Source organism: Corynebacterium hansenii, from assembly GCF_030408795.1.
In the GTDB taxonomy this organism is placed as follows: Bacteria; Actinomycetota; Actinomycetes; order Mycobacteriales; family Mycobacteriaceae; genus Corynebacterium; species Corynebacterium hansenii.
In genome coordinates this window covers 2,906,437-2,929,360 of the sequence record NZ_CP047211.1, presented here as the reverse complement: position 1 = coordinate 2,929,360, position 22,924 = coordinate 2,906,437, and the positions used below count along the sequence as shown (strand labels likewise).

Sequence of the window (22,924 nt, the reverse complement as noted above, 5' to 3'; positions counted from 1 at the left end):
GACGAAATCCAATATTATCTTGGAATGATCGTCCGCGAGAACCAGGCTCTCACCCCCGACCGGGAGGAATCCTCCGCCTCCGGCCGCCCCCGCCCGGAGTTCCGCCCCGCCTTCCGCCCGGGCTTCCTGCCCGCGCTCGAGGGGCTGCGGGCGGTGGCGTCGCTCGGCATCATCGGCACGCACGTCGCGTTCCAGACGGGCCACGACGTCGGCGCGATGTGGGAGCGGATGCTCGGCCGGTTCGATTTCTTCGTCGCGGTGTTCTTCACGTTGTCGGGTTTCCTGCTGTGGCGCAGCCACCGGGCGGGGATGGGCGGCGTGGTGTGGCGCCGCCGGCGCGACGGGTCGACCACGGGCGAGCCGGGTTCGCTGGCGTCGGGGTGGGCGAAGTACTACCGCAAGCGCGCGGCGCGCATCCTCCCGGCGTACTGGGTCCTGGTTGTCGTCGTGCTCATCGCGTTGCCGGTGGGCAAGGGCGCGGACCTGGGCACGTGGCTGACCAACCTGACGCTGACGCAGGTGTTCTTCGCCGATTCCCTCCACGGCGGGCTGACGCACCTGTGGTCGCTGTCGGTGGAGGTGTCCTTCTACGTGGCGCTGCCGCTGTTCGCCATCGCGCTGCGGGGCCTCGACCCGATGCGCCGCCAGGGTGCGCGCATCGTGGCGCTGGCCGGCCTGGCGGTGCTGAGCTTCGGCTGGGCGTGGCTGCCGCTGCCGTACCCGGATGGCGTGAACCCGCACATCCAGCCCGCGGCGTACTTCTCGTGGTTCGCCGCCGGCATGATCTTCGCGGAGCTGGAGTCGCTGGCCGGGTCGGAGTCCGCTCGCGCGCGCGAGGTGCTCGAAACGGCCAAGCGCATCGCCCGCCTGCGCTGGCTGTGGGTCGGCGTCGCCGTCGCGGCCCTGTGGCTGGCGGCGTTCATGGGCCCGGAGGGCCTGGTCGAGCTGTCGAACTGGGAGTTCCTGCGCCGCACGTGGTGCGGCCTGGTCTTCGGCGCGGCGATCATCGGCCCGTGGGCGATCGCCCCGGAATCGAGGATCCTGACCACCCCCGTCATGCAGGCGCTGGGCCGCTGGTCCTACGGCATCTTCCTGTGGCACATGGCCATGCTGTCGGTGGCGTTCCCGCTGCTGGGGGTGCGCATCTTCGACGGGCACATCGTCATGGTGTGGCTGCTGACGGTCGCGCTGACCGTCCCGCTGGCCGCGGCGTCCTACGCGCTGGTGGAGGAGCCCGCCCGCCGTTGGCTGGGCAGGGTCTGGGCCAGCGACGCCAGGACGACGGCACCGGCCATCACCAGCTGAAGCGGCCATTCGAAGCCGGCGTAGCCCCCGCCGGGCCAGGCGTTGCGGGCCAGGAGGACGCCTCCGATCCCCGCGAGGACCGCGGTCGCCGCGATTGCTTGGCGACGGACCGTCTCCGCCCCGAAGCGGCGTGCCAGGTTGATTCCGGCGATTCCGAGCACGGCCGCGACGGCGGCGCCGGGGAGCCCGGCGACGAGCCACGCGACGATGAACGCCGCCACCGCGGTGGTGTTGCGGTGCAGATCCGGGACGGCCGGGGTGTCCGGGGAGGCGTCGGTGGTTGGGGCATCCGCGGCATCGGTTTCGATCGGCGCTGCGGCGGCAGCGGCTGCGCGGGGGCGTCGCCAAGCGAATCCGATGGCCACGGCGACCGCCGCGAACAGCGCCGCCAGCGCACCGCCGGCGACGATGCCCGTGCGCCACGTCGCGGCCGGGGGGAAGTCGATGGTGAACGTGCCCGACGCACCCGCCGGCACCAGCCAGCCCTGCTGCCACCCGTTGACGGTGACGGGCTCGAGTTCGCGGCCGTCGATGCTCGCGACCTGGCCGGGGTTGACGGACACCGGGCGGTAGATGATGCGGTCGGCGTCGGAGGCCGCGATGGTGCCCGAGCCGATGACGGTGTCGCCGGACTCGCGGGAAGCCGAGCCGGACTCTGAATCGGCGCCGGAGCCGGGCGCCGCGAAGTCGGCGACGGTTTCGGGGGCCTGCTGCCCGCGCGTCGGCGCGGCGAATTCGGTGCCGGTCAGCGACACCCAGCGGGCGTGGGAGTCGACCTCGTGCATGCCCGGCTGGAGCTCGACCGTCTCGCCGCAGGCCACGACCTTGCCGTCGAGCTCGGTCCACGCATCGTCGAGGCCCGCGCGGCACGTGTCGGAGTCGACCGTGACCGTGATGGGCGCGGGCGCGGTGAAGGCGCGGCGCATGCGGTCCTCGGCGACCTCCTGGCCGAAGGCCCAGCGCTGCACCAGCGGCGAGGCATCGGGGACGACCGGCACGCGGATCGGGGTGACGTCCTCGCCCGCGGCGCTTTCCAGCTTGATCTCCGCCAGCGCGAAACCGGCGGGGGCGTTGGTGGCGGTGATGCGGATGGCGGAGGCCCCGTCGTCCGCGGCGCCGCGCGGCAGCGGCATGCTCATCGGCTGGCCCGGGGTCAGCCACTTCGACGTCGTGGCCCCGCCGGCGCGGATCTGCACCTGCGCCGGGACGACCGCGCCGGTGATGTTCAGGCGCCCGCCCGTCATCGGCTGCTCCGGGTCGACCTCGACCCATTCGGCCTGGCCGCCGGTGCCCGAGCGCGGTTGCCACCAGGTCGTCGGGTCCCCGTCGACCAGCGCGTTGATCGAATGCTGCGGCTGCGCCCCGCCGACGTTGTACGGCTCCGACGCCGCCGACGACGCCTCCAGCTTCCCCCGGCCGGTGGCGGTCTGGGTCATGGCGATGCCGGCGACGGGGTAGTCGGGGACCGCGTTGGTCACGCCGGTGTCCTCGTCGGGGTCGAGAATGCCGGACACCGCGTTGCGCACCTCGCCGTAGTTGCGGCCGCGGCGGGTCGGGGTGTCGGTGACCGTGCCGGCGGCTTCGCCGTGGAGCATGCGGACCGGCGCGTCGCGGTCGATTTCGTCGAGCCGGGCGAGCGCCTCCGGGCCGCCGGAGACCAGCGGCACCGACGACGCGTCGACCAAGCGCGGGGCCAGGGCGTCCGCGCCGCCGTCGACCGCCCAGATGGAGATCGCCGTGTCGGTCTTCCCGGACACCGCGCCCTTGGGGGCGTCGTCGCCGCCGTGGGCGAATTCGGCGACGCGCTCGATGCCCGGCGAGGCCTCCAGCGTGGCGCGGAGCTTGGACAGGCTGGTGCCCCGGTTGAACGGCTTGAGGTCGGAGCGCACCAGCACGTAGCCGATGCCCTGGTTGCGCAGCGTCGCCGCCAGGGATTCGACGCCTTCGCCGCGGCCGAGCTGATCCTGCACGCCGTCGAGCCCGCGGATGGCCTCCGGAGGCACCAGCGGCACCGCGTCGCGCACCACCCACGGCACGTCGGTGAGCGGCTGCAGCGGTTCGTCGCGGGTGAAACCCCAGTCCATCTCGGCGAAGGGCATCGACGGGGCGACGAGCGTGCGCGCGCCGCGGGCGTGGGCGTTGAGCCAGTCGGCGGCCTCGGTCCAGTGCGACGGCACTTCCCGGTAGGCGCCGGTGGGCGCGAGCCGGGCGCTCCACGCCGGCGCGGTGGCGCCCGCCGCGACCACGAGCACGAGCATTGCGACGACGGCCGACCGGTGCTTCTCCGGGTGCAGCCATTTTTCCCGCACGGGTTCGCCGGAACCGGGCCACGGCAGCCTCGCGGTGGCGTGCGCCAGACCCAGCATCAGCGGCAGCCGCAGCGCCGGATCCATCTTGTGCAGGTTCCTCAGCGCGGCGAGCGGCCCGTCGAGAAGCGAACGCCCCCATTCGCCCAGCGGCGCGAAGGGGTCCGTCCACGCCGACATCGCGACGAGGCCGACCAGCGCCATGAGCATCCACGAGCGGCGGCCCGGCATCGAGCCCATGGCCAGGCCCACCAGCCCGATCGCGGCGACGGCCATGGTGGCGAGGATGAGGATCGGCTCGGCGACGATCGCGTTGCCGCCGACGCGCTCCAGCGACACGAACGGCGCCCACGACGTCGCGCCGCGCAGGGCCTCGCCGAGGTTGAGCCAGCGCGTGGTCACGCCCGAGGATTCGATGTAGTCGGTGAACGGCGGCGAGTACGAGCCGAGCATGAGCAGCGGCACGATCCACCACATGCTCACCGCCGCGCAGGCGCCGAGCCAGCCGGCGAACATGGCCCACGCGCGTTTGCGGTGCGGCCCCGAGAAACCGGCGAAGACCAGCACCAGCGCGGCGGGCACGCACGCGGCGGCGGTGCCCACTGCGTTGACGGCGCCGGTGCACAGGACGGCCAGGCCCGACAGCAGCACCGCGCGCGTCGCGAGCTTCCAGCCGACGGCATCGGGCCGTCGCGCGATCGTGACCAGCGGAAGCAGGATCCACGGGGCCAGCGCGACCGGCCAAGCCTCCGACGAGATGGCCGCGAGGGTGGTGAGGATGCGCGGCGACAGCGCGTAGAGCAGCGCCGCGAGGATGCGCGAGGGGCGCGTGCCGATGCCCGCGGTTTCCGCCACGCGGTAAAAGCCGGTGAAGGCCAGGCACAGCAGCAGCGACCACCACAGGCCCTGCGTCAGCCAGTCCGGCCAGATGGCGTCGGGCAGCAGGTCGAACAGCGCGAAGAAGGCGCCCTGCGGGAAGAGGTACCCGTAGGCCTGGTTCTGCAGCTGCCCGAGCGGCATGATCTCCGACCACATCTGCAGCGAGCGCTCCAGGAAGCCGGAGGGGTTGGCCGTCAGGTCATGTTTGGTGTCCGCGACCGTGCGGCCGGAGGCCTGGATGAAGGCCAGAAGACAGAGCAATGCCCACCAGCCGACCAAGGCGCGCGTGGGCGTGCGTTGATCGGCGGTGGGCATGGCGGGACGGTTGGCGTGCGACTAGCGCTCGCCGTACTCGACCCCGCCCATCAGGGCCTCGTCCGCGGAGACGGCCTGCGCCTCGGGAATCTCGGACTCCTGCGTGACCTGCGCGATGCCGAAGATGAGGGCACCGCCGAGGAGGGCGCCGACAAGGGCGCTGGCCAGGGCCGGGCCCAAAGTGCGGCGCTGCTCCGACTCGGTCTCGTAGGGCATGTTTCACTCCTCGAAGTAATGTTGCTTGGGAATGGTCGCAACTGTAGACCATCCCCGGGGTCACGGGGAAGTTTCGGCGAAATTGGGGGAACCTCGGGCCCGCCCCTGGTGGGGGAGCCGTCGTTGCCCGATCGTTATCGCGCGGCGGACTTCACGCCTATCCGGCTACTTCTCCGGCGGGACGATGAGCACGGGGCGCCCGGCGTGCTTGAGCACCGCGTCGGCGGTCGACGACGACAGCAGCCCGCGCAGCCCGGAGTTGCCGCGCGTGCCGGACACGATGATGCCCGCGTCGAGGTCGCGCGCGGCGTCCACGATGGCCGACCAGATGGTCGTCTCGGACTCGACCAGGTAGGGCTCGGCGGTGAAGCCGACGGACGCGGCGACCTCGATGCCCTCGCGGCAGATGCGCTTGGCTTCCTCGTGCGCCGGGTCCCCGTCGTCGACGGTGGAGTCCCAGTCGGGCTGCATCATCCCGGATGCGCCGGCGGTGCGGGCGGCCTGCCGCTGCAGCGGCTCCCATGCGGTGAGGATGTAGGCCGTGTTCACCGACAGCAGCGCGCCGGCCCATTCGATCGCCCGGCGGGCCTCGTCGGAGCCGTCGTAGGCGATGAGCATCGAATCCCCGCGGGCTCCCGCGGGCTTCGGCGCCCCGGGGGTTTCGGCGGCCGGGGCGTTCCGGTCGGAGGTGGTGGCGTCATGGGCGTCGGGCATCGGGATTCACTTCTCCTTGTCGCTGACGTTCTGCCTCCACGATAGCCCCGGCCGGTTGCGGCGGTCAGGCGTTCGGGGCGGTGGCCACCACGAGGGCGTCGATGGATCCTTCGCCGCGGTCGACGGCTTCGGCGACCCGGATGTCCCACGTTTCCGGCAGCTTCGCGACGACGTCGTCCGCATGGAAGAGGACGTCGGGGTCCTTCGGGCCGTGACCCTTGTTGTCGCGGTCATGGCCGATGACCACCAGGGTGCCGCCCGGCGCCGTGATGGCGGCCAGGTGCTCCCACGTCGCGGCGAGCTTGTCGGACGGCAGGTGCAGGTAGGCGGCGACGACGAGGTCGAAGGTTTCGTCGGGGCGCCACTCGGACACGTCCGCCAGGACGGTGTTGAGCGTGGGCACGTGGGCCACTTCCGCGGTGCCGCCGCAGATGGACGTGACCTCGGCCTTGGTGGTCTTGCCGGCCTCGGGGGCGGTCTCACCGCCTTCGTGGCCCTCGGCGACCGCCGCTTCGGCGACGGCATCGGGGACCTGCGCGGCCGCCTGGGCGGCTTCGCGGGTGTGGCGCAGCGCGACTTCGGAGAAGTCGACGGCGGTGACGTCCCAGCCGCGGCCGAGCAGCCACGCGGTGTTGCGGCCCTGGCCGCAGCCGACGTCGGCGGCGGTGCCCGGCGTCAGCTCGGAGACGTGGTGCTCCAGAAGGGTGTTCGGGCCCTTGCCGAAGTGGTGCGGGTTCTCTGCGAATCGTTTGTCCCAACCATGGCTATCCATGTTCGGAACCATACCCAAAGGGGTATAGCCGAGGGTCGGGGCGGATACGCGAACGTCGATCGCCCCACGCGCTCACTCCACGCGGGTGTTCAGCCCGGTGCGCATGTCCGCCGGGTCGGAGTCGGGCCCCGGTTCCGTCAGATAGACCTCCCAGCACGGCATCGCGGGCGTGTGTCCGGCGGCGACGAGCGCGTCGGTGAACTCCTGCCACGCGGCCCCGAGGCCGTCGTAACCGCCCTGGTACAGCCGCGAGGCGACCTTGCCGGCGGGCAGCTCGGAGGGCTCGACTTCCATGTTGCGGCCGCCGGCGCTGGGCGCGGCGGCGACGCCTTCCATGGGGGCGTGGAGGGGCACGCCGATTTCGACGTCGCAGCGGGACCAGTCGTCGGAAAAACGCGGGTACAGGGCGAACGGGGCCCCGGCGGGGGACAGCCCCGCTCCCGCGAGCGCGGGGAACAATGCTCCGAATGCGGCGTCGAAAAGCGGGGAGAGGTCATCGACGGCCACGTCGAAGGCGCGGATGACGGCGGTCGGCACCGCGCGCGAGTCGTCGACGGTGAAGGGGGCTTCGCTGGGATTGCACGGATCGGACATGGCGGGCTCCTGGCGGGGAGGGGGCGGAGGGAGGGAAGGTGCCCGCGAGGATACGCGGGGCGCTCCCGCACGTGCTCAGCCCGCGATGGACGCCTCCGTGAGCGAGCCATCGACGTCGCCGCTCACCTCGATCGAATGCCCGGCGAACATGCCGTCGTCGTCGAGGTGGAACGTCACATCGCCGTCCCGGTCGATGCTCAGGTCGGTCGGCCGCACCCGCCGCGCGAAGTCGTCCGGGGTGACCGGCACGCCGTCCTCGGACCAGTCGGTGGCCAGGTCGGCCAGCTCGCGGGCGGCGTAGTCGCGGATCCTCGCATCCCAGCCGGCCGCATCGGCGAGCATTGCGTCGAGCGCCTTCGCGGCGGTGACGGCGGTGTCGGCGTCATCGTCGTCGCATTCCAAACTCAGGCGCACCTCATTTCCCAGCCAGTCCACGGTGCCCTCGTACTGGTGAGGACTGAATCGCCGGTCGAGCAGCAACTCCCGCCCCGCGACCTGCATGGTTTTCGGCGTCCGGTAGACCGTCTCGACGGCGTCAAGCGCTTCGATGCGGAGATCGCGCCGGAGGACCTCGACCAGCATGAACCGGTGTTCGTTGGTCGGGGGCGGGGTGGTCACGCCGAGTTCGGCGCGGCGCCGGATGTCCTCGGCGGTGGGCGGCAGCGCACGGCGCACCCGCAATTGGTACTGCGTGAATCCCCTCAGGTCATGGATCCAGCCGCCGCGTTCCGACTCGTCGGCGAGCCAACTGACGCTATCCCCGACCTCGTGCAGGTCACCCCGATCGTCGATGTAGGCGAGGAACTCCTGTGACGCCGTGTAGAGCGAGTCCCCGCGCGCCCTGAATGCGGTGGTCCCGGATTCTCCGGTCAGGATCACGATCTCGATGGGCTCCGGGGCGAAGCGGGCTTCGAAGCGGTTCCGCTGGGACTTGCGGGGAGTGAGCACGCGCGCTCCTCGTCGTCGGCGTCGTCGGCGTTTTCTGGGGCCAGAATAAGCGACGGCACGGGGCCGTGACGTGCCACCCGATTTGCGCGCAATCCGTGCATTTCCGGGCCCGCGGCCCCGAATACGCGAAACCCCCTGGCCAGTCCATGCTGGTCAGGGGGTTTCAGTGGAGCCGATGACGGGAATCGAACCCGCGCCGCCTGCTTGGGAAGCAGGAGTTCTACCATTGAACTACATCGGCATCGAGGAGATGGAGCATCTCTTCCGCCATTAATGTAGCACCGCCCCGGGCGCGTTCCGCAAAAACCCAGGGAGCTTTGCCGCGACCCCCGTTTCGCCCGACCTTCGGGCCGGTAGGGTGGGGGCGTGCTGCTCTCCGACCGTGACATCCGCGCCGCCCTCTCCGCCGACGATGACGCCCGCCTGGGCGTGGATCCGTTGGACGAGGAGATGATCCAGCCGTCGTCGATCGACGTGCGCCTGGACCAGTTCTTCCGCGTGTTCAACAACTCGCGGTACACGCACATCGACCCGAAGCTGCCGCAGGAGGAGCTGACCACCCTGCGCGAGGTGCCGTGGGACGAGGCGTTCGTGCTGCACCCGGGTGAGTTCGTGCTGGCGTCGACGCTGGAGAAGTTCACCATCCCGCCGCATTTGGCCGGCCGCCTGGAGGGCAAGTCGTCGCTGGGGCGCCTGGGCCTGCTGACGCATTCCACCGCCGGTTTCATCGATCCGGGGTTCTCGGGTCACATCACGCTCGAGCTGTCGAACGTCGCCAACCTGCCCATTTCGCTGTGGCCGGGCATGAAGGTCGGGCAGTTGGCGCTGTTCCGCATGACCTCGCCCGCCGAGGTGCCCTACGGTTCCGGCGCGCTCGGTTCGAAGTACCAGGGGCAGCGCGGGCCGACGCCGTCGAAGGCGTACCTGAACTTCCGGTAGCCCCCGCGGCCCCGGCCCTGGTTCCGGGCACGGGGGCGCGGGCATGGGGCCGGCCGGGGCCGTTCGGCCCGGCGTTTCGCTTTGCGACGATTCGGTCACGTTCGCCACGGAACCCCGGTGATCGCCGGTAACCCCCGGTGTTTGCGGCTACCGTGGTTGGTATGGACGCTGAAACAGCCGATCCCGCCATCCGGTTCGAGGGCGTGTCCAAGTCCTACGGGGCAGGGCCGCCCGTCGTCGACGGCGTCAACCTGGACATCCGCCGCAACGCGGTGACGGTGCTGGTCGGGTCCTCGGGCTGCGGCAAGACGACGCTGCTGCGGATGATCAACCGCATGGTCGAGCCGACGTCGGGGCGGGTGCTCATCGGCGGCGAGGACGTCGCCGACCGCGACCCCGTCCAGCTGCGCCGCGGCATCGGCTACGTCATGCAGAACGGCGGCCTGCTCCCGCACCGCACGGTCGCGGACAACGTGGGCACGGTCCCGCGGCTCAATGGCGTGCCGAAGCGGGAGGCCCGGGAGCGGGCGATGGAGCTCATCGAGCTGGTCGGCCTCGACCCCTCGGTGGCCGACCGCTACCCGTCACAGTTGTCCGGCGGCCAGCAGCAGCGCGTCGGCGTGGCCCGCGCGCTGGCGGCGGATTCCGGCATCCTGCTCATGGACGAGCCCTTCGCCGCCGTCGACCCGATCGTCCGCCGTGAGCTGCAGGCTGAGGTCACGCGGCTGCAGGCGGAGCTGGACTGCACCATCGTCTTCGTCACCCACGACATCTCCGAGGCCCTGCACCTCGGCGACGAGGTGGTGCTGCTGGAGAAGGGCGGCCGCATCGCGCAGCAGAGCCCGCCGTGGGAGCTGATCGAAAAGCCCGCCGATGACTTCGTCCGCGAGTTCATCGACGCCGATTCCCGCCGCCTGCGCGTCGACGGCGACCGCGTCCTCGACGCCCGCGGCCGCGTCGCCGGGGTGCTCCGCGATTACGGGGAGAGCGGCGGAGGCCAGAACGGCGGAGGAAAAAACGACCTAGGGGAGAGGTCGCCATGATCCGCTGGTCCTGGTTCGCCGACAATTTCGCGCAGATCGTCGATCTGACGTGGACGCACGTGTGGCTGTCGATTCCGCCGATCATCGCGGCGGTGCTCATTTCGGTGCCGTTGGGCTTCGCGGCGTCGCGTCGCAAAGCATTCCGCGGAGCGATCGTGGGCGGGGCGGGACTGCTGTATGCCATTCCGTCGCTGGCGCTGTTCGTGATGTTGCCCCTGGTGCTGGGCACTTCCGTGCTGTCGCCGCTGAACGTGCAGGTGGCGTTGGCCGCCTATGGCGTGGCGCTGATGACGCGCACCGCAGCCGACGCGTTCGGCTCCGTGCCGCCCGCCGCGCGCGACGCCGCGAAATCGATGGGGTACCCGGCCTGGCGGCGGATCCTGACCGTCGAACTGCCCCTCGCCGGGCCGGTGCTGCTCGCCGGCGCGCGCGTCGTGTCGGCGTCGACGGTGTCGCTGGTCAGCGTCGGTTCGCTGGTCGGCGTGCACGGGCTGGGGTACTTCTTCACCGACGGGTTCAACCGCAGCTTTCCGACGGAGATCCTCGCCGGGGTGATCGGCACGGCGGTGGTGGCGCTGGTCTTCGACGTGGTGCTGGTCGCGTTGGGCAAGGTGCTCATGCCGTGGTCCCGGGCGGGCGCGGGGAAGCCCGGTAAGACGGGGTTGTTCGGAAGGCGGAGCAAGGCGGGGGTGGCGTCATGAGCATCGTCGTCGCCGCGGCCGACTCGGCCACCGACCGGAACGTCGTCGCGCAGGCGTGGGCGTGGTTGACGTCGGGCGACTCGTGGTCCGGCGACGCCGGCATCGGCGCCCGGCTTCTGGAGCACCTCGGGTATTCCCTGCTGGCCACCGCCATCGCGGCGGTCATCGGCATCGCGCTGGGCGTCGTCGTCGGGCACACCGGCCGCGGGCAGGGCGTGGTGCTCGGCGCGTCGGGCATCCTGCGCGCGATGCCGTCGCTGGGCCTGCTGACGTTCCTCGCCCTGATCATCCCGGCGGGCGTCACGCTGCCGCTGATCCCGTCGACGATCGTGCTGGTCATCCTGGCGGTGCCGCCGATTCTCGCGGGCACGGCGTCGGGGTTCCGGTCCATCGACCGGTCCGTCATCGACGCCGCCTACGCGATGGGGCATTCCACGAAGCAGGTCATCGGCCAGGTCGAGTTCCCGCTGGCCATGCCGGTGCTCGTCGGCGGGCTGCGGTCGGCGTGGCTGCAGGTGGTGGCCACCGCGACCATCGCCGCGTACCTGGGGCTCGGCGGGCTGGGGCGGTTCCTGCTCGACTCGCTGGCCGTGCGCGATTACGGAGTCATGCTCGGGGCGGCGGTGCTCGTCGCTGCCCTTGCGCTGATCACCGACCTGGCGTTCACGGTCGCGGAGAAGTCCCTGGCCAGGGTGGGCGCGCGGACGGGAGGGACCCGATGAACGCTCGGCAACCGACACGGCAACCCGGCAGGCAACCGAGGAAGCTCAGCCGCCGCGCATTCCTCGCCGGCGCCGCCACGACGGCCGCGGCGCTGGCGGGCCTGTCGGCCTGCGCGCTCGATCCCGCGAACCCCGCCAACCGCGCCGCCGGGCAACTGCGGGTGGGGTCGGCGATGTTCCCGGAGTCGGAGATCATCGCCCGCATTTGGGCGCGTGCGTTGACCGAGGCGGGCCACGACGTGGAGGTCGTCCCGCAAATCGGCGCCCGCGACGTGTACCTGGCCGCCCTGCAGGAAGGATCGGTCGACCTGGTGCCGGAGTACTCCGGCAATCTGGCCGCCTACTTCGGCGAGGTGCCCGAGGGCGCCGACCCGGCAGGGGTGCTCGCCGCCCTCGACGCGAACCTGCCGCAGGACCTGGAGGCCGTCGCACCGGCCGAAGCCGAGTCCAAGGACGCCTACCGCGTGCTGCGCTCCGTCGCCGACGAGCACGGTCTGGCGAGCCTCGCCGACCTGCCCAAACTCGCCGATGCCGCTGGCGCCATCCGCATCGGCGGCTCCCCGGAGTTGGCGCAGCAGCCGTATGGCCCGGATGGCCTGGCCAAGGTCTACGGCGTCGATCGGGGCGCGCTCGAGATGGTGGTCTACGGAGATTCCGGCGGCCCGTTGACCATTCGCGCGCTGGCCGATGGCGCCGTCGACATCGCGGACATCTACACCACCACGCCCCTGCGCGACCCGTCCGGCGCCGACGTCGACGTGGTCACGCTGGAGGATCCGAAGCAGCTCATCCCGGCGCAGAACGTCGTCGCGCTCGCCCGCCGCGATGTGCTCGATGACTCGGCGCGCCGGGCCCTCGAATCGGTGAATTCCCGCTTGACGACGGCCGACCTCACCGCCATGAACCTCCGCGCCTCGGGCGACGAAAAGGCGGGCGCCGAGCTCATCGCGCGGGATTGGTTGGGCGCGGGGGCGTCGTAAAGCCGACGCCTGCCGGCCGGCGGCCGCGCGCCGGACCTTGCTGCCCGCCCTGCGTGGCGTCGGAAAGTGCACATTTCCGCTGCCGGAAAAATGCCGACCTGGGGTTTTGCGGGAGGGCGGCAGCACTTTGCCGCGCCGCGTCGGCCCCTCAACGCGGTGAACTGCCGATGGTGCACGTGTAATGCCCCGATGATCCGCAGGTGAACGCGCGGTTAATGCAGGTCGGGTGGGAAAATCGGGGCGGTCGCCGAGTCGCCAAGTGCCGCAATGTATCTCATACTGGCCGGTATGCGTATGACCGTCATCGGAACCGGATATCTGGGTGCGACCCATGCCGCGTGCATGGCCGAGCTGGGGCACGAGGTGCTCGGCGTCGACGTCGACCCCGCCAAGATCGAGGCGCTGTCGGAGGGGCGGGTGCCGTTCTACGAGCCCGGTCTGCCGGAGCTGCTGCGCAAGCACGTCGATTCCGGGGCGCTTCGCTTCACGACGGATTACGACGAGGCCGCTTCGTTCGCCACCCTGCATTTCGTCGGCGTGGGCACGCCGCAGGTGAAGGGCTCGAATGCCGCGGACGTGCGCTACGTGGACGCCGTCATCGATGAGCTGGCGGCGCGGATCACCGGCGATCACGTGATCCTGGGCAAGTCGACGGTGCCGGTGGGCACGGCGTCGCGCCTGCAGGAGCGGGCCGATGCGATTCTGGCGGGCCGTTCCGGCGGTGGCGAACCGGTGGGGACCGTCGATCTGGCGTGGAACCCCGAGTTCCTGCGCGAGGGCCACGCGGTGAAGGACACCCTGGAGCCCGACCGCATGGTGCTGGGCCTGGGTGCCGGGTCGACCCGCGCGGAGGATGCCGTCCGCGAGTGCTTCGCCCCGATCCTCGACCGCGGTACGCCGATGATCGTCACCGACCTGCCGACGTCCGAGCTGGTCAAGGTCTCGGCCAATGCGTTCCTGGCCACGAAGATCTCGTTCATCAACGCGGTGTCGGAGATCTGCGAGACCACCGGCGCCGACGTCACGGTGCTCGCCGACGCGATCGGCATGGATCCGCGCATCGGCCGGCGCTTCCTCAACGCGGGCCTGGGATTCGGCGGCGGCTGCCTGCCGAAGGACATCCGCGCGTTCATGGCCCGCGCCGGCGAGCTCGGCGCCGACCAGGCGATGACGTTCCTGCGCGAGGTCGACGCGATCAACATGCGCCGCCGCGAAAAGTGCGTGGGCCTGGTCAAGGACGCCTTCGGCGGCAACGCGCTGGGCCGCCAGGTCGCCGTGCTCGGTGCCGCGTTCAAGCCGAACTCCGACGACGTCCGCGATTCCCCGGCGCTGTCCATCGCGGGTTCGCTGTCGCTGGCCGGCGCCGCGGTGCGCGTCTATGACCCGCAGGCGATGGGCAACGCCCGGAAGATCTTCCCGACCCTCGATTACCGCGATTCGGCCGACGACGCTCTCGATGGCGCTGAGATGGTCGTCGTGGCCACCGAATGGGACGAGTTCCGCAACCTCGACCCGGTCGCCGCAGGTGAGCGCGTCGCCGCCAAGCGCCTCATCGACGGCCGCAACTGCCTGCCGGTCGACGCGTGGCGCGAGGCGGGGTGGGACGTCAATTGCCTCGGGCGCGGCTGACCATCGTGGGATAGGATCACGCTATGACTCAGCTCACGAACAATGACCTGGATGACCTGTTCCGGCTTTACCTCGAGATCGAGGTCGCGTGCATGGACCTCGAGGAGGACGACTGGGAAGAAGAGCTCGACGACCTGCTCGACGACGACTCGGATGGCGACCGGATGATGCTCGAGGCGCGGGATCGCGTCCTGGAACTCGGCTCCGACGCCTATCGCGCGGAGGTCGCCGACAAGATTGCGGCGTTGGATTCGTCCGGGGCGGTGCACGTCCTGGCCGCCGCATGGGGCCACAACGATGACCCCTGGCCGCTGAAGCTGATCGTCGCCCATCCGCTGTGCGACATCGTCACCGCCCGGATGATCTATTGGGGCCGGGGCGCGGACACCGTGCACCGGGACTGGGCGAAGCGCGGTTACCGTCCGGACGACTGGTACGAGTGCGTGGTCAAGGCGGTCGAGGAGCGTGCGACCGGCGCTGGCTTCCCGGAGGGCCTGGACGTCGAAGCCGTCGAAGCGCTTTTCGACGACGGCGCGTACGGCGAGTTCGAGCTGTCGACGCCCGACTACGGGGACTTCATCGGTGACGTGCGGCCGGATCTCGACTACGGGGAGAAGCCGTGGTCGGACATCCCCGAGGTTCTGCGCTGACGGCGTGGACCCGGCCGCCCCGGCGTGACCGGCACCGCGCGGCGGGAGTGCTTTTCGCGCGCGGACGCCGCAGCCGCCGCGGACGCCGCGCGCCTCACAGGTGCTTCGCCGCTTCCCGCCGCGACAGGGGCGACAATTCCGGGTGCGCGGCGAGGTATGCGCGGACCCATTCCGGATCGGTTTTCGCGTAATCGCGCAGCGCCCAGCCGATGGCCTTGCGAATGAAGAACTCGGCATCGGCCGCATTCGGCGCGATGACGTCGGCAAGCAAATCCGCATCCGTCGCGTCCTTGGCCTGCAGCTGGTGCAGGATCGCGTACCGGCGCACCCACATGTTCCCGTCGCGCGCCCAGGCGCGCATCCGCGCGTCCTCGCCGGCCCGGTCGCGGTCGCGGACGATGAGCTGCACGCGCACCAGCTCATCGACGAGGTCCCACCACGCGCCGGTGACCACCATGTGCCGGACCAGGCCCATGACGCCGGGCCCGACGAATCGCTTGACGACGGGAGCCAGCAGCAGCCCGATCGCGGCCCTCCGCTCCTCCCGATTGCGGGCGCCGTCCCACAGTGCGCGTGCGGCATCGGCGACCTGGTCCGCCGACGTGAACCCGGACGCTTTCGCGGCGGCGCGGGTGATGCGGCGGACGTCGGGGACGCGGACGCCGAGCGTCGGCTCCTCGGTTTTCAGGTAGGCGGCCTGGCCCGCGGCCCGTTCCGGATCCGCCAGCGGCGCCAGCCCCTCGCGGACGGCGGCGATGAAGATGTCGGTGGGGGAGGCGGGCGTCATCGTCGGGCCCCGTCAGGGAAACCGCACGTAGCCGGCGGGGGAACTCGGCCCGGAGTTTCCGGACGACGGCGGTGACTTCTTCGCCGGCGCCGGGGATTGCGGCCGCGGGCGCGCGGTGGCGTCGTACTGGGGCCGGGGGCCGTACCGCGACTGCGTTTCACGACGAGGCTGGGTTTCACGGGAGGGCTGGGTTTCGCGGGAGGGCTGGGTTTCACGGCGCGGGTGCGTATCCCGATGGGACGCTTCACGACGCTGCCGGGTCTCCTGGTGCGGCGTCTCATGGCGGGAAGCGGCCTCGCGGCGGGGCTGCGTTTCACTGCGGAGCTGCGTTTCGCGATGAGGCTGTGCCTCGAAACGGGCCGTCGGCGAGTACCGGCGTTCGTCGGCGTAGTCGGGTTCGTCGTCGTACCCGGTTTCGTCGAGGTACCCGGGATCATCGTCATAGCTCGCGCCATCGTCGTAACCGGAGTCGTCGTCGTAGCCGGAGTCATCGTCGTACGCGAAGTCGTCGTCGTATCCCCGGTCGTCGTACCCGTGATCGTCGTAGCGGGAATCGTCGTCGTAGCGGGACGAGGGGCGGTCCGATGGCTGCGGCTTCGGCCGCTCGGTCACCGTCGTCACCGCCGCGATCGCCGTGGTCACCGGCACGGCGAGGGTCAGCCCCAGGGCGCCGATGGCCGAGCGCAGCAGCTCGGTGGCCACGATGTCGGAGGTGAGCACCTGCATCAGCGGGCGATCGGCGACGGACAGCAGCAGCGTCATCGGCAGCGACGCGCCGACGTACGCCAGCACCAGCGTGTAGACCATCGACGAAATGTGGTCGCGGCCCACCCGCATCGCCGAGGTGAACAGCTCCATCGGGCTCGCGTCGGGGTCGGCCTCCGACAACTCGGTGACGGTCGACGACTGGGCGATGGTGACGTCGTTGAGCACGCCCAGCGCGCCGACGATGAACCCGGCGAGCATCAGGCCGGTGACGCTGACCGCGGGGAGGTACAGCTGGATGAGCAGGTTCGATTCGTCGGCGAGCCCCCTCAGGTCCGCGCCGCCGATGGCCAGGTGCGCCAGGCCAGCGGCGGCCGCCAACGACGTCAACGTGCCGCCCAACGCGGCGGCGGATTTCCAGTTCACGCCGTGGACCAGGAACATCACCGGGAAGAGCACCACGGCGCCGGTGATCAGCGACAGCGCGATCGGCGGGCCGCCGCGCAACAGCGCCGGAATGAGGAACACGCCCACCACCGCGAGGGTGAGCACCAGGCCGGCGATGGCGCGCACGCCGCGCCAGGCGGCGACGACCACGATGGCCAGCGCCGTCAGCACCATCCACGCCCACACGGGCACCGTGCGGTTGATGTCCAGGAACGCGTAGCGCGTCTGCCCGGCGCCGATCGCGTGCGACGTCAGGTGGATCTTCGTGCCCTCGGCGAGCTCGGGTTCGCCGGGCTGGTCGGACATTTCCAGCAGCGTGTGCCGGCCCTGGTCCGGGCCGCCGGTGATGTCGACGATGACCAGTTGGCACTCGCGTTGCTGCAGGCCGGGGGCGGCGGGTGCAGCGGGCGCGGCGGGAGCCGCGGGAGCCGCGGGAGCGGCCGGTGCGGCGGCGGGCGGGGCCGGGGGCGCGGGAGCGGCGTGGACGGTGAACGCCACCGGCGCCACCGCGGGCGCCGGGGGACCGGCGGCGCCGGGATCGGCGGGCGCGGGAGCCGCCGGGGGAACCGGGGCCGCCGGGCCACCGGGCAATCCCGGCACCTGGGGCATCGGCGCCGCCGGGCGCGGGTCTCCGTCGAAGGCGGTGCCCGCGTCCGGGGAGCCGCACACGCCCGTGGTCACGCTGGAGACCTTGCCTGGGAACGACTGCGCCGCCATCGACTGGGATTCGCGGAAACCGGGCGCCGGCTCGGGTGCCTCGCCCTTCGGCCACAGCATCGCCAACCCGATCAGGGCCGCGACGCCCGCGAAGGCGAGCACGGCCGCGAGCATCCCCCGCGCCATCATGGCGGGGCCGGACCGGCGCGACGACGGGGCGTCGTCAAGCGAGGAAACCGGAAGAGTCGAATGCCGCCCCACTGCGACGCCCCCCTTACTGCTTGTAGCCGGCCAGGAAGTTGCCCAGGCGCTCGATGGCTTCCCGCAGCTCGCGGGCCCAGGGCAACGTGACTATGCGGAAGTGGTCGGGCGTCGGCAGGTTGAACCCGCGGCCGCCGACCATGAGGATCTTCTCCTCGCGGAGGATGTCGAGCATCAGCTTCTCGTCGTCGTGGATCTCGTGGACCTCCGGGTCGAGCTTCGGGAACGCGTACATCGCGCCCATCGGCTTGACGCAGCTGACGCCCGGGATGGAGTTCAGGCCCTCCCACGCGACGTTGCGCTGCTCCAGCAGGCGCCCGCCGGGCAGGATCAGGTCGTCGATGGACTGGTAGCCGCCCAGCGCCACCTGGATGCCGTGCTGCGCGGGCACGTTCGGGCACAGGCGGGTCGACGCCAGCAGGTTGATGCCCTCGATGAAGCCCTCGGCGTGGCGCTTCGGGCCGGTCAGCACCATCCAGCCCGCGCGGTACCCGGCCACGCGGTAGGTCTTGGACAGGCCGTTGAAGGTGATGCACAGCAGGTCCGGGGCCAGCGACGCGGTGGAGATGTGCTCGGCGTCGTCGTAGAGGATGCGGTCGTAGATCTCGTCGGACAGCAGCAGCAGCGAATGCTCGCGCGCGATGTCGACGATGCCCTCCAGCACCTCCCGGGTGTACACCGCGCCGGTCGGGTTGTTCGGGTTGATGATGACGATCGCCTTCGTCCGGTCCGTCACCTTCGACCGGATGTCCTCCAGGTCGGGCGCCCAGTCCTGCTCCTCGTCGCACGTGTAGTGCACGGGCTTGCCGCCGGCCAGCGTCGTCGCGGCGGTCCACAGCGGGTAGTCCGGGGCGGGGATGAGCACCTCGTCGCCTTCGTCGAGCAGCGACTGGGTCACGATCGAGATCAGCTCGGAGACTCCGTTGCCCAGCCACACGTCGTCGACGTCGAAGCGGGGGAAGGTCGAGTCCATCTCGTATCGCGTGACGACGGCCCGCCGCGCCGAGTAGATGCCCTTCGATTCGGAGTAGCCCTGCGCATGCGGCAGCGCGCGCACCATGTCCTGGACGATGGTGTCGGGCGCGTCGAAGCCGAACTTCGCGGGGTTGCCGGTGTTGAGCATCATGATGCGGTGGCCGTCGGCCTCCATCTGCTCCGCCAGCGTGGTCACCGGGCCGCGGATGTCGTACAGGACGTTGCGCAGCTTCGGCGACTGGTCCAGGGACTTCAGCGGCGTGCGGCGCGGGTGGCTCATGCCGCGGCGCTGGGCGACGCGGGCCGCGCGGGTCTGCTCGGCGCGGGCGGCGCGCAGCAGCTCGGCGGACTTGCGCAGCGCCTTCTCCTTCACCTGCGCGGCGTCCGGGGCGGTGGTGCCCGCCGCGTCGTGGACGGGCGCGGTGGTGGTGTCGTTGGCGGCGTCGGCGAGGGGGGCGTCAGAAGCGGGGGCCTGTGCGGCGTCGGCGGCTGCGGCGGCGGGCGCGCCTGCGGCGGCCGCGGCGGTGGCGGGATCGACGGTGCCCGGAATTTCCGGCTGGTCCTGGGGTCGCTTCTGGGTACTCACCCCCAAGAGTCTGCCACTTCGGGCGGCCCCGTTGGTAGCGATAGGCTGGGTTCATGCGGTAGAGGCGCCCGAATGTGCCCCCGCCGCGGATCAGAAGAGGCGGAAGGCGGACATGAGCGAACACCGGGATGACGGCGCAGCCGGAGCCGAAGCCGGAGCGCAGGGGGATGGCTCGGCTGGCGGCAACGGCTCCGGCGCGGGCGCGGCGGGGGCCGCGGGAGCCGGAAACGCGCGCGATCGGTTCACCGGGGAATCCCTGGGCGAGATGATCCGCCGGCAGCGTGAGCTGGCCCAGCTGCCGATGCGCCGGCTCGCGGAGATGGTGGGCATCTCCAACCCGTACCTGTCGCAGATCGAGCGGGGGCTGCGGGCGCCCAGCGAGCGCGTGCTCACCGCCATCGCCGACAACCTGCAGCTGTCGGCGGACCTCATGGCCGCCTACGCCGGCGCGGAGAAGGATGGCGAGGTGCTCTCGGCCATCGCCAAGGACCCGGATCTCACCGATGCGCAGCGGCGTTCCCTCGCGGAGACGTACCGGGCGTACGTGGAATTGACGCGCGCGCGGCGCCGCCGTCCCGGCGCCGGCGGGGTCGCCGGGGAGGCTGGCGGCAACTGATTTCGCGGGGCGTCCGCGCGGGCCCGACAGCGTGCGGACGGATCTTTGCCGAGCGTAAAGGGGGGTTCTTCGACGCGCGCGAATGGTGGTTAACTGTCTATCTTGGAGTGGTCCCGGAAACTCAAACCTACGAAAACAATGCCGAGGAGTGCTCCAATGGCCAAAAACGTGACCATTTCCGAACTGCCCCAGCTGGTGGGCGAGGACCTGGGAGTGTCCCGCTCGGTGACCATGAGCCAAGAGCGCATCAACGGCTTCGCCGAGGTGACCGAAGACCGCCAGTGGATCCACCTCGACGCGGAGCGCGCGGCCGAGACCCCGTTCGGCGGCACCATCGCGCACGGCTTCCTGACGCTGTCGCTGGCGTCGGCCCTCATCTTCGACGTCATCGACGTGGAGGGCGCCACCGTCATCAACTACGGCCTGGACAAGGTCCGCTTCACCGCGCCGGTGCCGTCCGGCTCCGACATCGAGATGGCCGTCAAGGTCGCCGAGGTCTCCGAGTGCCGTGGTGGCCAGCAGGTCACCTTCGACCTGGAGTTCCGCAACCCGGGCGCCGAGCGCCCCGCGTGCATCGCGGCCCTGGTCTTCCGCTACCTCGGGGAGGGCTAGGCCAGTGGGAATCGACGACATCCGCCGCAAGATCAACGCCCGCATCGATCCGCTGGGCCTCGTTCCCGCCGCCGCCTCCGTCGCGGCCCGCGCCGCGGTGAATCCGCTCGGCGTGGCCAAGGCCAACCTCGACCTGGCCGGCGACCTGGCGAAGATCCCGGTCGCGTACCTACGCGCCGCCGCCGGCGCCGACGACCCGAAGTGGCCGGTCGACGCCGACCCGCGAGACCGCCGTTTCTCGGAGCGCACGTGGGAGGAGAACCCGAACTACGCCGCGCTGCGCCAGTACTACCTCGCCGCCTGCGGTTACGTCGACGGGCTGCGCGAGGCCGGCGCCGGCGATGCGCAGGCCGACGGCAAGATCGGCTTCATGTCCCGGCTGGTCATGGACGCCATGGCCCCGACCAACTTCCTGGCCACGAACCCGGAGGCGCTCATCGAGGCCTACCGCACCGGCGGCCGCAGCGTGCTGAAGGGCCAGCGTTTCTTCATCGATGACCTGCTGAACAACGACGGCCGACCGGAGAAGATCGACCGCACGAAGTTCACCCTCGGCGAGGACATGGCCTGCACGCCGGGCAAGGTGATCTTCCGCAACGACCTCATCGAGGTCATGCAGTACGAGCCGCAGACCGAGCAGGTCCACGCGGTGCCGCTGCTGGTCACGCCGCCGTGGATCAACAAGTACTACATCCTCGATCTGACGCCGGGCCGCAGCCTCATCGAGATGGCGGTGAAGTCGGGCCGCACGGTGTTCGGCATCTCGTACCGCCAGCCCGATTCGTCGATGGCGGATCTCGGCATGGACGACTACTACCGCGAGGGCACCGTCGCCGCGCTGGACGTCGTGCAGGAGGTCACCGGCGCGCCGAAGGTGGACATCCTGGCGCTGTGCCTGGGTGGCGCGATGTCGGCGATGGCCACCGCGAAGGACGCCGTCGACGGCAAGGACCGCATCGGCACGCTGACGCTGATGAACACCATGCTCGACTACACCGACCCGGGCGAGATCAAGTACTTCACCGGCCCGGAGGACGTCGAGGTCATCGTCGAGCGGATGAAGGCGAAGGGGTACCTCGGCAAGAACGAGATGGCCGACACCTTCGATCTGGTCCGCGCCCGCGACCTCATCTTCAACTACTGGGTGAGCCGCTGGATGAAGGGCGAGGATCCGACGGCGTTCGACATCCTGGTGTGGAACGCCGACTCGACGAACATGCCGCTGCGCATGCACGCCGAGTACATGCGGTCGCTCTACGTCGACAACGCGCTGGCCGAAGGTGATTTCGTGCTCGACGGCACCCGCCTGGACATGGGCGCGGTGAAGAACGACACGTACGTCGTCGGCGCGGTGGGCGACCACATCGTGCCGTGGTCGACGTCGTACGCCGCGGTGAAGATGCTCGGCGGCGACGTCCGCTACGTGCAGTCCAACGGCGGGCACCTGGCCGGCGCGCTGAACCCGCCGTCGAAGCGCACCTGGTACCGCGCGATCGGCGAGCCGGAGAAGGTCAATCGCGGCGAGTACCCGTCGTCGCCCGCCGAGTTCGAGGAGAAGGCCCCGCAGATCAAGGGCGACTCCTGGTGGAGCGACTGGAACCGGTGGATGAGCGCCCGCGCCGGCGAGATGGTTTCCCCGCCGGAGATGGGCGGCGGAAAGTACGCGCCGATCTGCGACGCGCCGGGCGAGTACGTGCGGTCGAAGTAGCGTCGCAAAGCATCGCCTGACGACGGCCCGGCCGGGGATCATGCCCCCGACCGGGCCGTAGCCGTTGCGGAGTTAGCAATCGCGAGCTAACGTGCTAACTACCGCGGGTCGGGAACGGCCCCGCCGGACCGGAACCGGTTCGGATGACCAAGACCAACCGCAGGAGCAGACATGACCGAGCGCAAGACCGCCCCCCGCCAGACCGCCGCCAAGACCGCCGCGAACAACACCGCCGCCGCCAAGGAGGCCGGCGCCAAGGCCACCGCCGCCGCCAAGGAGAACGCCGCCAAGGCGACCGAGGCCACCAAGAAGGTCACCGAGGGCGTCGCCAACGCGTCCAAGGAGGCCAACGCCAAGAACCTGAAGGCCGCCGAGGAAGCCACCTCGCGCACCGACCAGGCCATCGACGCCGCCGCCGAGCGCACCAAGGCCGCCGCCGACCGCGCCAAGGCCGCCTCCGACAAGGCCACCGACGCCTTCTCCAAGGCCTACGAGCGCAACACCGAGGCGTTCGCCGCCGCCGAGGCCCGCGTCCGCGCCCTGAACGAGCAGATCATCGAGGCTTCCAAGAAGAACTCGCTGGCCTCCCTCGACGCCTACGAGAAGGCGCTGTCCACCATGCTCGAGTTCGAGAACAAGACCGCCCAGGCCACCCAGCTGGAGTTCGTCTCCGCCGTCGCGAAGGCCCACACCTCCTTCGTCGCCGACATCTCGGCCGCGTTCACCGGCGCCGCCCGCGACCTGCTGAAGTAAAACCACGGCAACGTCGCGCGCCCCGGCCGATGGCCGGGGCGCAGCCCGTGGGCAACGGCCGGCGGGTACAACCGAATCCAAGGTAAGGAACACATCCGATGAAC

21 protein-coding genes and 1 tRNA gene are annotated in these 22,924 nt (G+C 70.9%); 12 read left to right on the top strand and 10 right to left on the bottom strand.

Features of this window, described 5'->3' with window-relative positions:
* Positions 1 to 24: 24 nt before the first annotated feature.
* Positions 25 to 1,305, top strand: a complete 1,281-nt coding sequence (locus CHAN_RS13020; protein ID WP_290290397.1) for an acyltransferase family protein — start codon at positions 25 to 27, stop codon at positions 1,303 to 1,305.
* Here the strand turns inward: CHAN_RS13020 and CHAN_RS13015 are convergent.
* The 7 genes from CHAN_RS13015 to CHAN_RS12985 form a co-directional block, all read right to left on the bottom strand.
* On the bottom strand, positions 1,215 to 4,805 hold the full coding sequence (locus CHAN_RS13015) for a DUF3367 domain-containing protein (RefSeq protein WP_290290394.1): 3,591 nt from the start codon (positions 4,803 to 4,805) through the stop codon (positions 1,215 to 1,217). The two genes, CHAN_RS13020 and CHAN_RS13015, sit on opposite strands and share 91 nt — an antisense overlap.
* A gap of 21 nt (positions 4,806 to 4,826) precedes the next feature.
* Positions 4,827 to 5,021 (bottom strand): DUF2613 domain-containing protein, encoded by a 195-nt coding sequence (locus CHAN_RS13010; protein WP_048739646.1) that lies wholly within the window; start codon positions 5,019 to 5,021, stop codon positions 4,827 to 4,829.
* 165 nt (positions 5,022 to 5,186) lie between these two features.
* On the bottom strand, positions 5,187 to 5,639 hold the full coding sequence (locus tag CHAN_RS13005) for a universal stress protein (protein WP_048739902.1): 453 nt from the start codon (positions 5,637 to 5,639) through the stop codon (positions 5,187 to 5,189).
* Positions 5,640 to 5,799: 160 nt separating this feature from the next.
* Positions 5,800 to 6,507, bottom strand: a complete 708-nt coding sequence (locus CHAN_RS13000) for a class I SAM-dependent methyltransferase (protein ID WP_290290390.1) — start codon at positions 6,505 to 6,507, stop codon at positions 5,800 to 5,802.
* Positions 6,508 to 6,579: 72 nt separating this feature from the next.
* The gene (locus CHAN_RS12995; RefSeq protein WP_048739649.1) at positions 6,580 to 7,101 is read right to left on the bottom strand and encodes a GyrI-like domain-containing protein; all 522 of its coding nucleotides are present in this window, start codon (positions 7,099 to 7,101) and stop codon (positions 6,580 to 6,582) included.
* A 75-nt stretch (positions 7,102 to 7,176) separates the two neighbouring features.
* Positions 7,177 to 8,049 (bottom strand): DUF2262 domain-containing protein, encoded by an 873-nt coding sequence (locus CHAN_RS12990; RefSeq protein WP_290290386.1) that lies wholly within the window; start codon positions 8,047 to 8,049, stop codon positions 7,177 to 7,179.
* Between the two features lie 167 nt (positions 8,050 to 8,216).
* Positions 8,217 to 8,290, bottom strand: a tRNA-Gly gene (locus CHAN_RS12985).
* 125 nt (positions 8,291 to 8,415) lie between these two features.
* On the opposite strand from CHAN_RS12985, the gene dcd reads away from it, so the two are divergent.
* From dcd to CHAN_RS12950, 7 genes are all read left to right on the top strand, one after another.
* Positions 8,416 to 8,988 (top strand): dCTP deaminase, encoded by a 573-nt coding sequence (gene dcd, locus CHAN_RS12980; RefSeq protein WP_048739653.1) that lies wholly within the window; start codon positions 8,416 to 8,418, stop codon positions 8,986 to 8,988.
* A 161-nt stretch (positions 8,989 to 9,149) separates the two neighbouring features.
* On the top strand, positions 9,150 to 10,031 hold the full coding sequence (locus tag CHAN_RS12975; protein WP_290290382.1) for an ABC transporter ATP-binding protein: 882 nt from the start codon (positions 9,150 to 9,152) through the stop codon (positions 10,029 to 10,031).
* On the top strand, positions 10,028 to 10,732 hold the full coding sequence (locus CHAN_RS12970) for an ABC transporter permease (protein ID WP_290290381.1): 705 nt from the start codon (positions 10,028 to 10,030) through the stop codon (positions 10,730 to 10,732). The genes CHAN_RS12975 and CHAN_RS12970 overlap by 4 nt, the downstream gene beginning before the upstream one ends.
* On the top strand, positions 10,729 to 11,454 hold the full coding sequence (locus CHAN_RS12965) for an ABC transporter permease (RefSeq protein ID WP_290290379.1): 726 nt from the start codon (positions 10,729 to 10,731) through the stop codon (positions 11,452 to 11,454). Before CHAN_RS12970 ends, CHAN_RS12965 begins: the two co-directional genes overlap by 4 nt.
* Positions 11,451 to 12,434 carry an ABC transporter substrate-binding protein gene (locus CHAN_RS12960; protein ID WP_290290377.1) on the top strand — a complete coding sequence of 328 codons (984 nt, stop codon included), beginning with the start codon at positions 11,451 to 11,453 and terminating at the stop codon, positions 12,432 to 12,434. The genes CHAN_RS12965 and CHAN_RS12960 overlap by 4 nt, the downstream gene beginning before the upstream one ends.
* 288 nt (positions 12,435 to 12,722) lie before the next feature.
* The gene (locus CHAN_RS12955; RefSeq protein WP_290290375.1) at positions 12,723 to 14,063 is read left to right on the top strand and encodes a UDP-glucose dehydrogenase family protein; all 1,341 of its coding nucleotides are present in this window, start codon (positions 12,723 to 12,725) and stop codon (positions 14,061 to 14,063) included.
* Between the two features lie 23 nt (positions 14,064 to 14,086).
* A complete protein-coding gene (locus tag CHAN_RS12950) occupies positions 14,087 to 14,713 on the top strand; it encodes a hypothetical protein (protein ID WP_290290372.1) in 627 nt (208 codons plus the stop codon).
* Positions 14,714 to 14,807: 94 nt separating this feature from the next.
* On the opposite strand, the gene CHAN_RS12945 is transcribed toward CHAN_RS12950, so the two are convergent.
* From CHAN_RS12945 to CHAN_RS12935, 3 genes are read right to left on the bottom strand one after another with little or no spacing between them, the layout of a single operon-like run.
* The gene (locus CHAN_RS12945) at positions 14,808 to 15,500 is read right to left on the bottom strand and encodes a DNA alkylation repair protein (protein ID WP_290290370.1); all 693 of its coding nucleotides are present in this window, start codon (positions 15,498 to 15,500) and stop codon (positions 14,808 to 14,810) included.
* A gap of 12 nt (positions 15,501 to 15,512) precedes the next feature.
* On the bottom strand, positions 15,513 to 17,570 hold the full coding sequence (locus CHAN_RS12940; RefSeq protein ID WP_290290368.1) for a YibE/F family protein: 2,058 nt from the start codon (positions 17,568 to 17,570) through the stop codon (positions 15,513 to 15,515).
* Between the two features lie 13 nt (positions 17,571 to 17,583).
* The gene (locus CHAN_RS12935; protein ID WP_048739908.1) at positions 17,584 to 18,825 is read right to left on the bottom strand and encodes a pyridoxal phosphate-dependent aminotransferase; all 1,242 of its coding nucleotides are present in this window, start codon (positions 18,823 to 18,825) and stop codon (positions 17,584 to 17,586) included.
* 571 nt (positions 18,826 to 19,396) lie between these two features.
* On the opposite strand from CHAN_RS12935, the gene CHAN_RS12930 reads away from it, so the two are divergent.
* The 4 genes from CHAN_RS12930 (at position 19,397) to CHAN_RS12915 (ending at position 22,820) form a co-directional block, all read left to right on the top strand.
* Entirely contained in the window at positions 19,397 to 19,747 is a 351-nt protein-coding gene (locus tag CHAN_RS12930; RefSeq protein WP_290293531.1) for a helix-turn-helix domain-containing protein, read from the top strand.
* Between the two features lie 156 nt (positions 19,748 to 19,903).
* Positions 19,904 to 20,359 carry a MaoC family dehydratase gene (locus tag CHAN_RS12925; protein ID WP_048739671.1) on the top strand — a complete coding sequence of 152 codons (456 nt, stop codon included), beginning with the start codon at positions 19,904 to 19,906 and terminating at the stop codon, positions 20,357 to 20,359.
* A 4-nt stretch (positions 20,360 to 20,363) separates the two neighbouring features.
* Entirely contained in the window at positions 20,364 to 22,067 is a 1,704-nt protein-coding gene (locus CHAN_RS12920) for a PHA/PHB synthase family protein (RefSeq protein ID WP_290290365.1), read from the top strand.
* Between the two features lie 171 nt (positions 22,068 to 22,238).
* Positions 22,239 to 22,820, top strand: coding sequence for a hypothetical protein (locus CHAN_RS12915; protein ID WP_193388808.1), 582 nt, complete (start codon positions 22,239 to 22,241; stop codon positions 22,818 to 22,820).
* Positions 22,821 to 22,924: the final 104 nt, after the last annotated feature.

Excerpts from the sequence above, each read along its gene's own strand:
- CHAN_RS13020 (WP_290290397.1), top strand. The coding sequence starts at position 25 with ATGATCGTCCGCGAGAACCAGGCTCTCACCCCCGACCGGGAGGAATCC.
- CHAN_RS13015 (WP_290290394.1), bottom strand. The coding sequence starts at position 4,805 with ATGCCCACCGCCGATCAACGCACGCCCACGCGCGCCTTGGTCGGCTGG.
- CHAN_RS13010 (WP_048739646.1), bottom strand. The coding sequence starts at position 5,021 with ATGCCCTACGAGACCGAGTCGGAGCAGCGCCGCACTTTGGGCCCGGCC.
- CHAN_RS13005 (WP_048739902.1), bottom strand. The coding sequence starts at position 5,639 with ATGCTCATCGCCTACGACGGCTCCGACGAGGCCCGCCGGGCGATCGAA.
- CHAN_RS13000 (WP_290290390.1), bottom strand. The coding sequence starts at position 6,507 with ATGGATAGCCATGGTTGGGACAAACGATTCGCAGAGAACCCGCACCAC.
- CHAN_RS12995 (WP_048739649.1), bottom strand. The coding sequence starts at position 7,101 with ATGTCCGATCCGTGCAATCCCAGCGAAGCCCCCTTCACCGTCGACGAC.
- CHAN_RS12975 (WP_290290382.1), top strand. The coding sequence starts at position 9,150 with ATGGACGCTGAAACAGCCGATCCCGCCATCCGGTTCGAGGGCGTGTCC.
- CHAN_RS12970 (WP_290290381.1), top strand. The coding sequence starts at position 10,028 with ATGATCCGCTGGTCCTGGTTCGCCGACAATTTCGCGCAGATCGTCGAT.
- CHAN_RS12965 (WP_290290379.1), top strand. The coding sequence starts at position 10,729 with ATGAGCATCGTCGTCGCCGCGGCCGACTCGGCCACCGACCGGAACGTC.
- CHAN_RS12960 (WP_290290377.1), top strand. The coding sequence starts at position 11,451 with ATGAACGCTCGGCAACCGACACGGCAACCCGGCAGGCAACCGAGGAAG.
- CHAN_RS12955 (WP_290290375.1), top strand. The coding sequence starts at position 12,723 with ATGCGTATGACCGTCATCGGAACCGGATATCTGGGTGCGACCCATGCC.
- CHAN_RS12950 (WP_290290372.1), top strand. The coding sequence starts at position 14,087 with ATGACTCAGCTCACGAACAATGACCTGGATGACCTGTTCCGGCTTTAC.
- CHAN_RS12945 (WP_290290370.1), bottom strand. The coding sequence starts at position 15,500 with ATGACGCCCGCCTCCCCCACCGACATCTTCATCGCCGCCGTCCGCGAG.
- CHAN_RS12935 (WP_048739908.1), bottom strand. The coding sequence starts at position 18,825 with ATGAGCCACCCGCGCCGCACGCCGCTGAAGTCCCTGGACCAGTCGCCG.
- CHAN_RS12930 (WP_290293531.1), top strand. The coding sequence starts at position 19,397 with ATGATCCGCCGGCAGCGTGAGCTGGCCCAGCTGCCGATGCGCCGGCTC.
- CHAN_RS12925 (WP_048739671.1), top strand. The coding sequence starts at position 19,904 with ATGGCCAAAAACGTGACCATTTCCGAACTGCCCCAGCTGGTGGGCGAG.
- CHAN_RS12915 (WP_193388808.1), top strand. The coding sequence starts at position 22,239 with ATGACCGAGCGCAAGACCGCCCCCCGCCAGACCGCCGCCAAGACCGCC.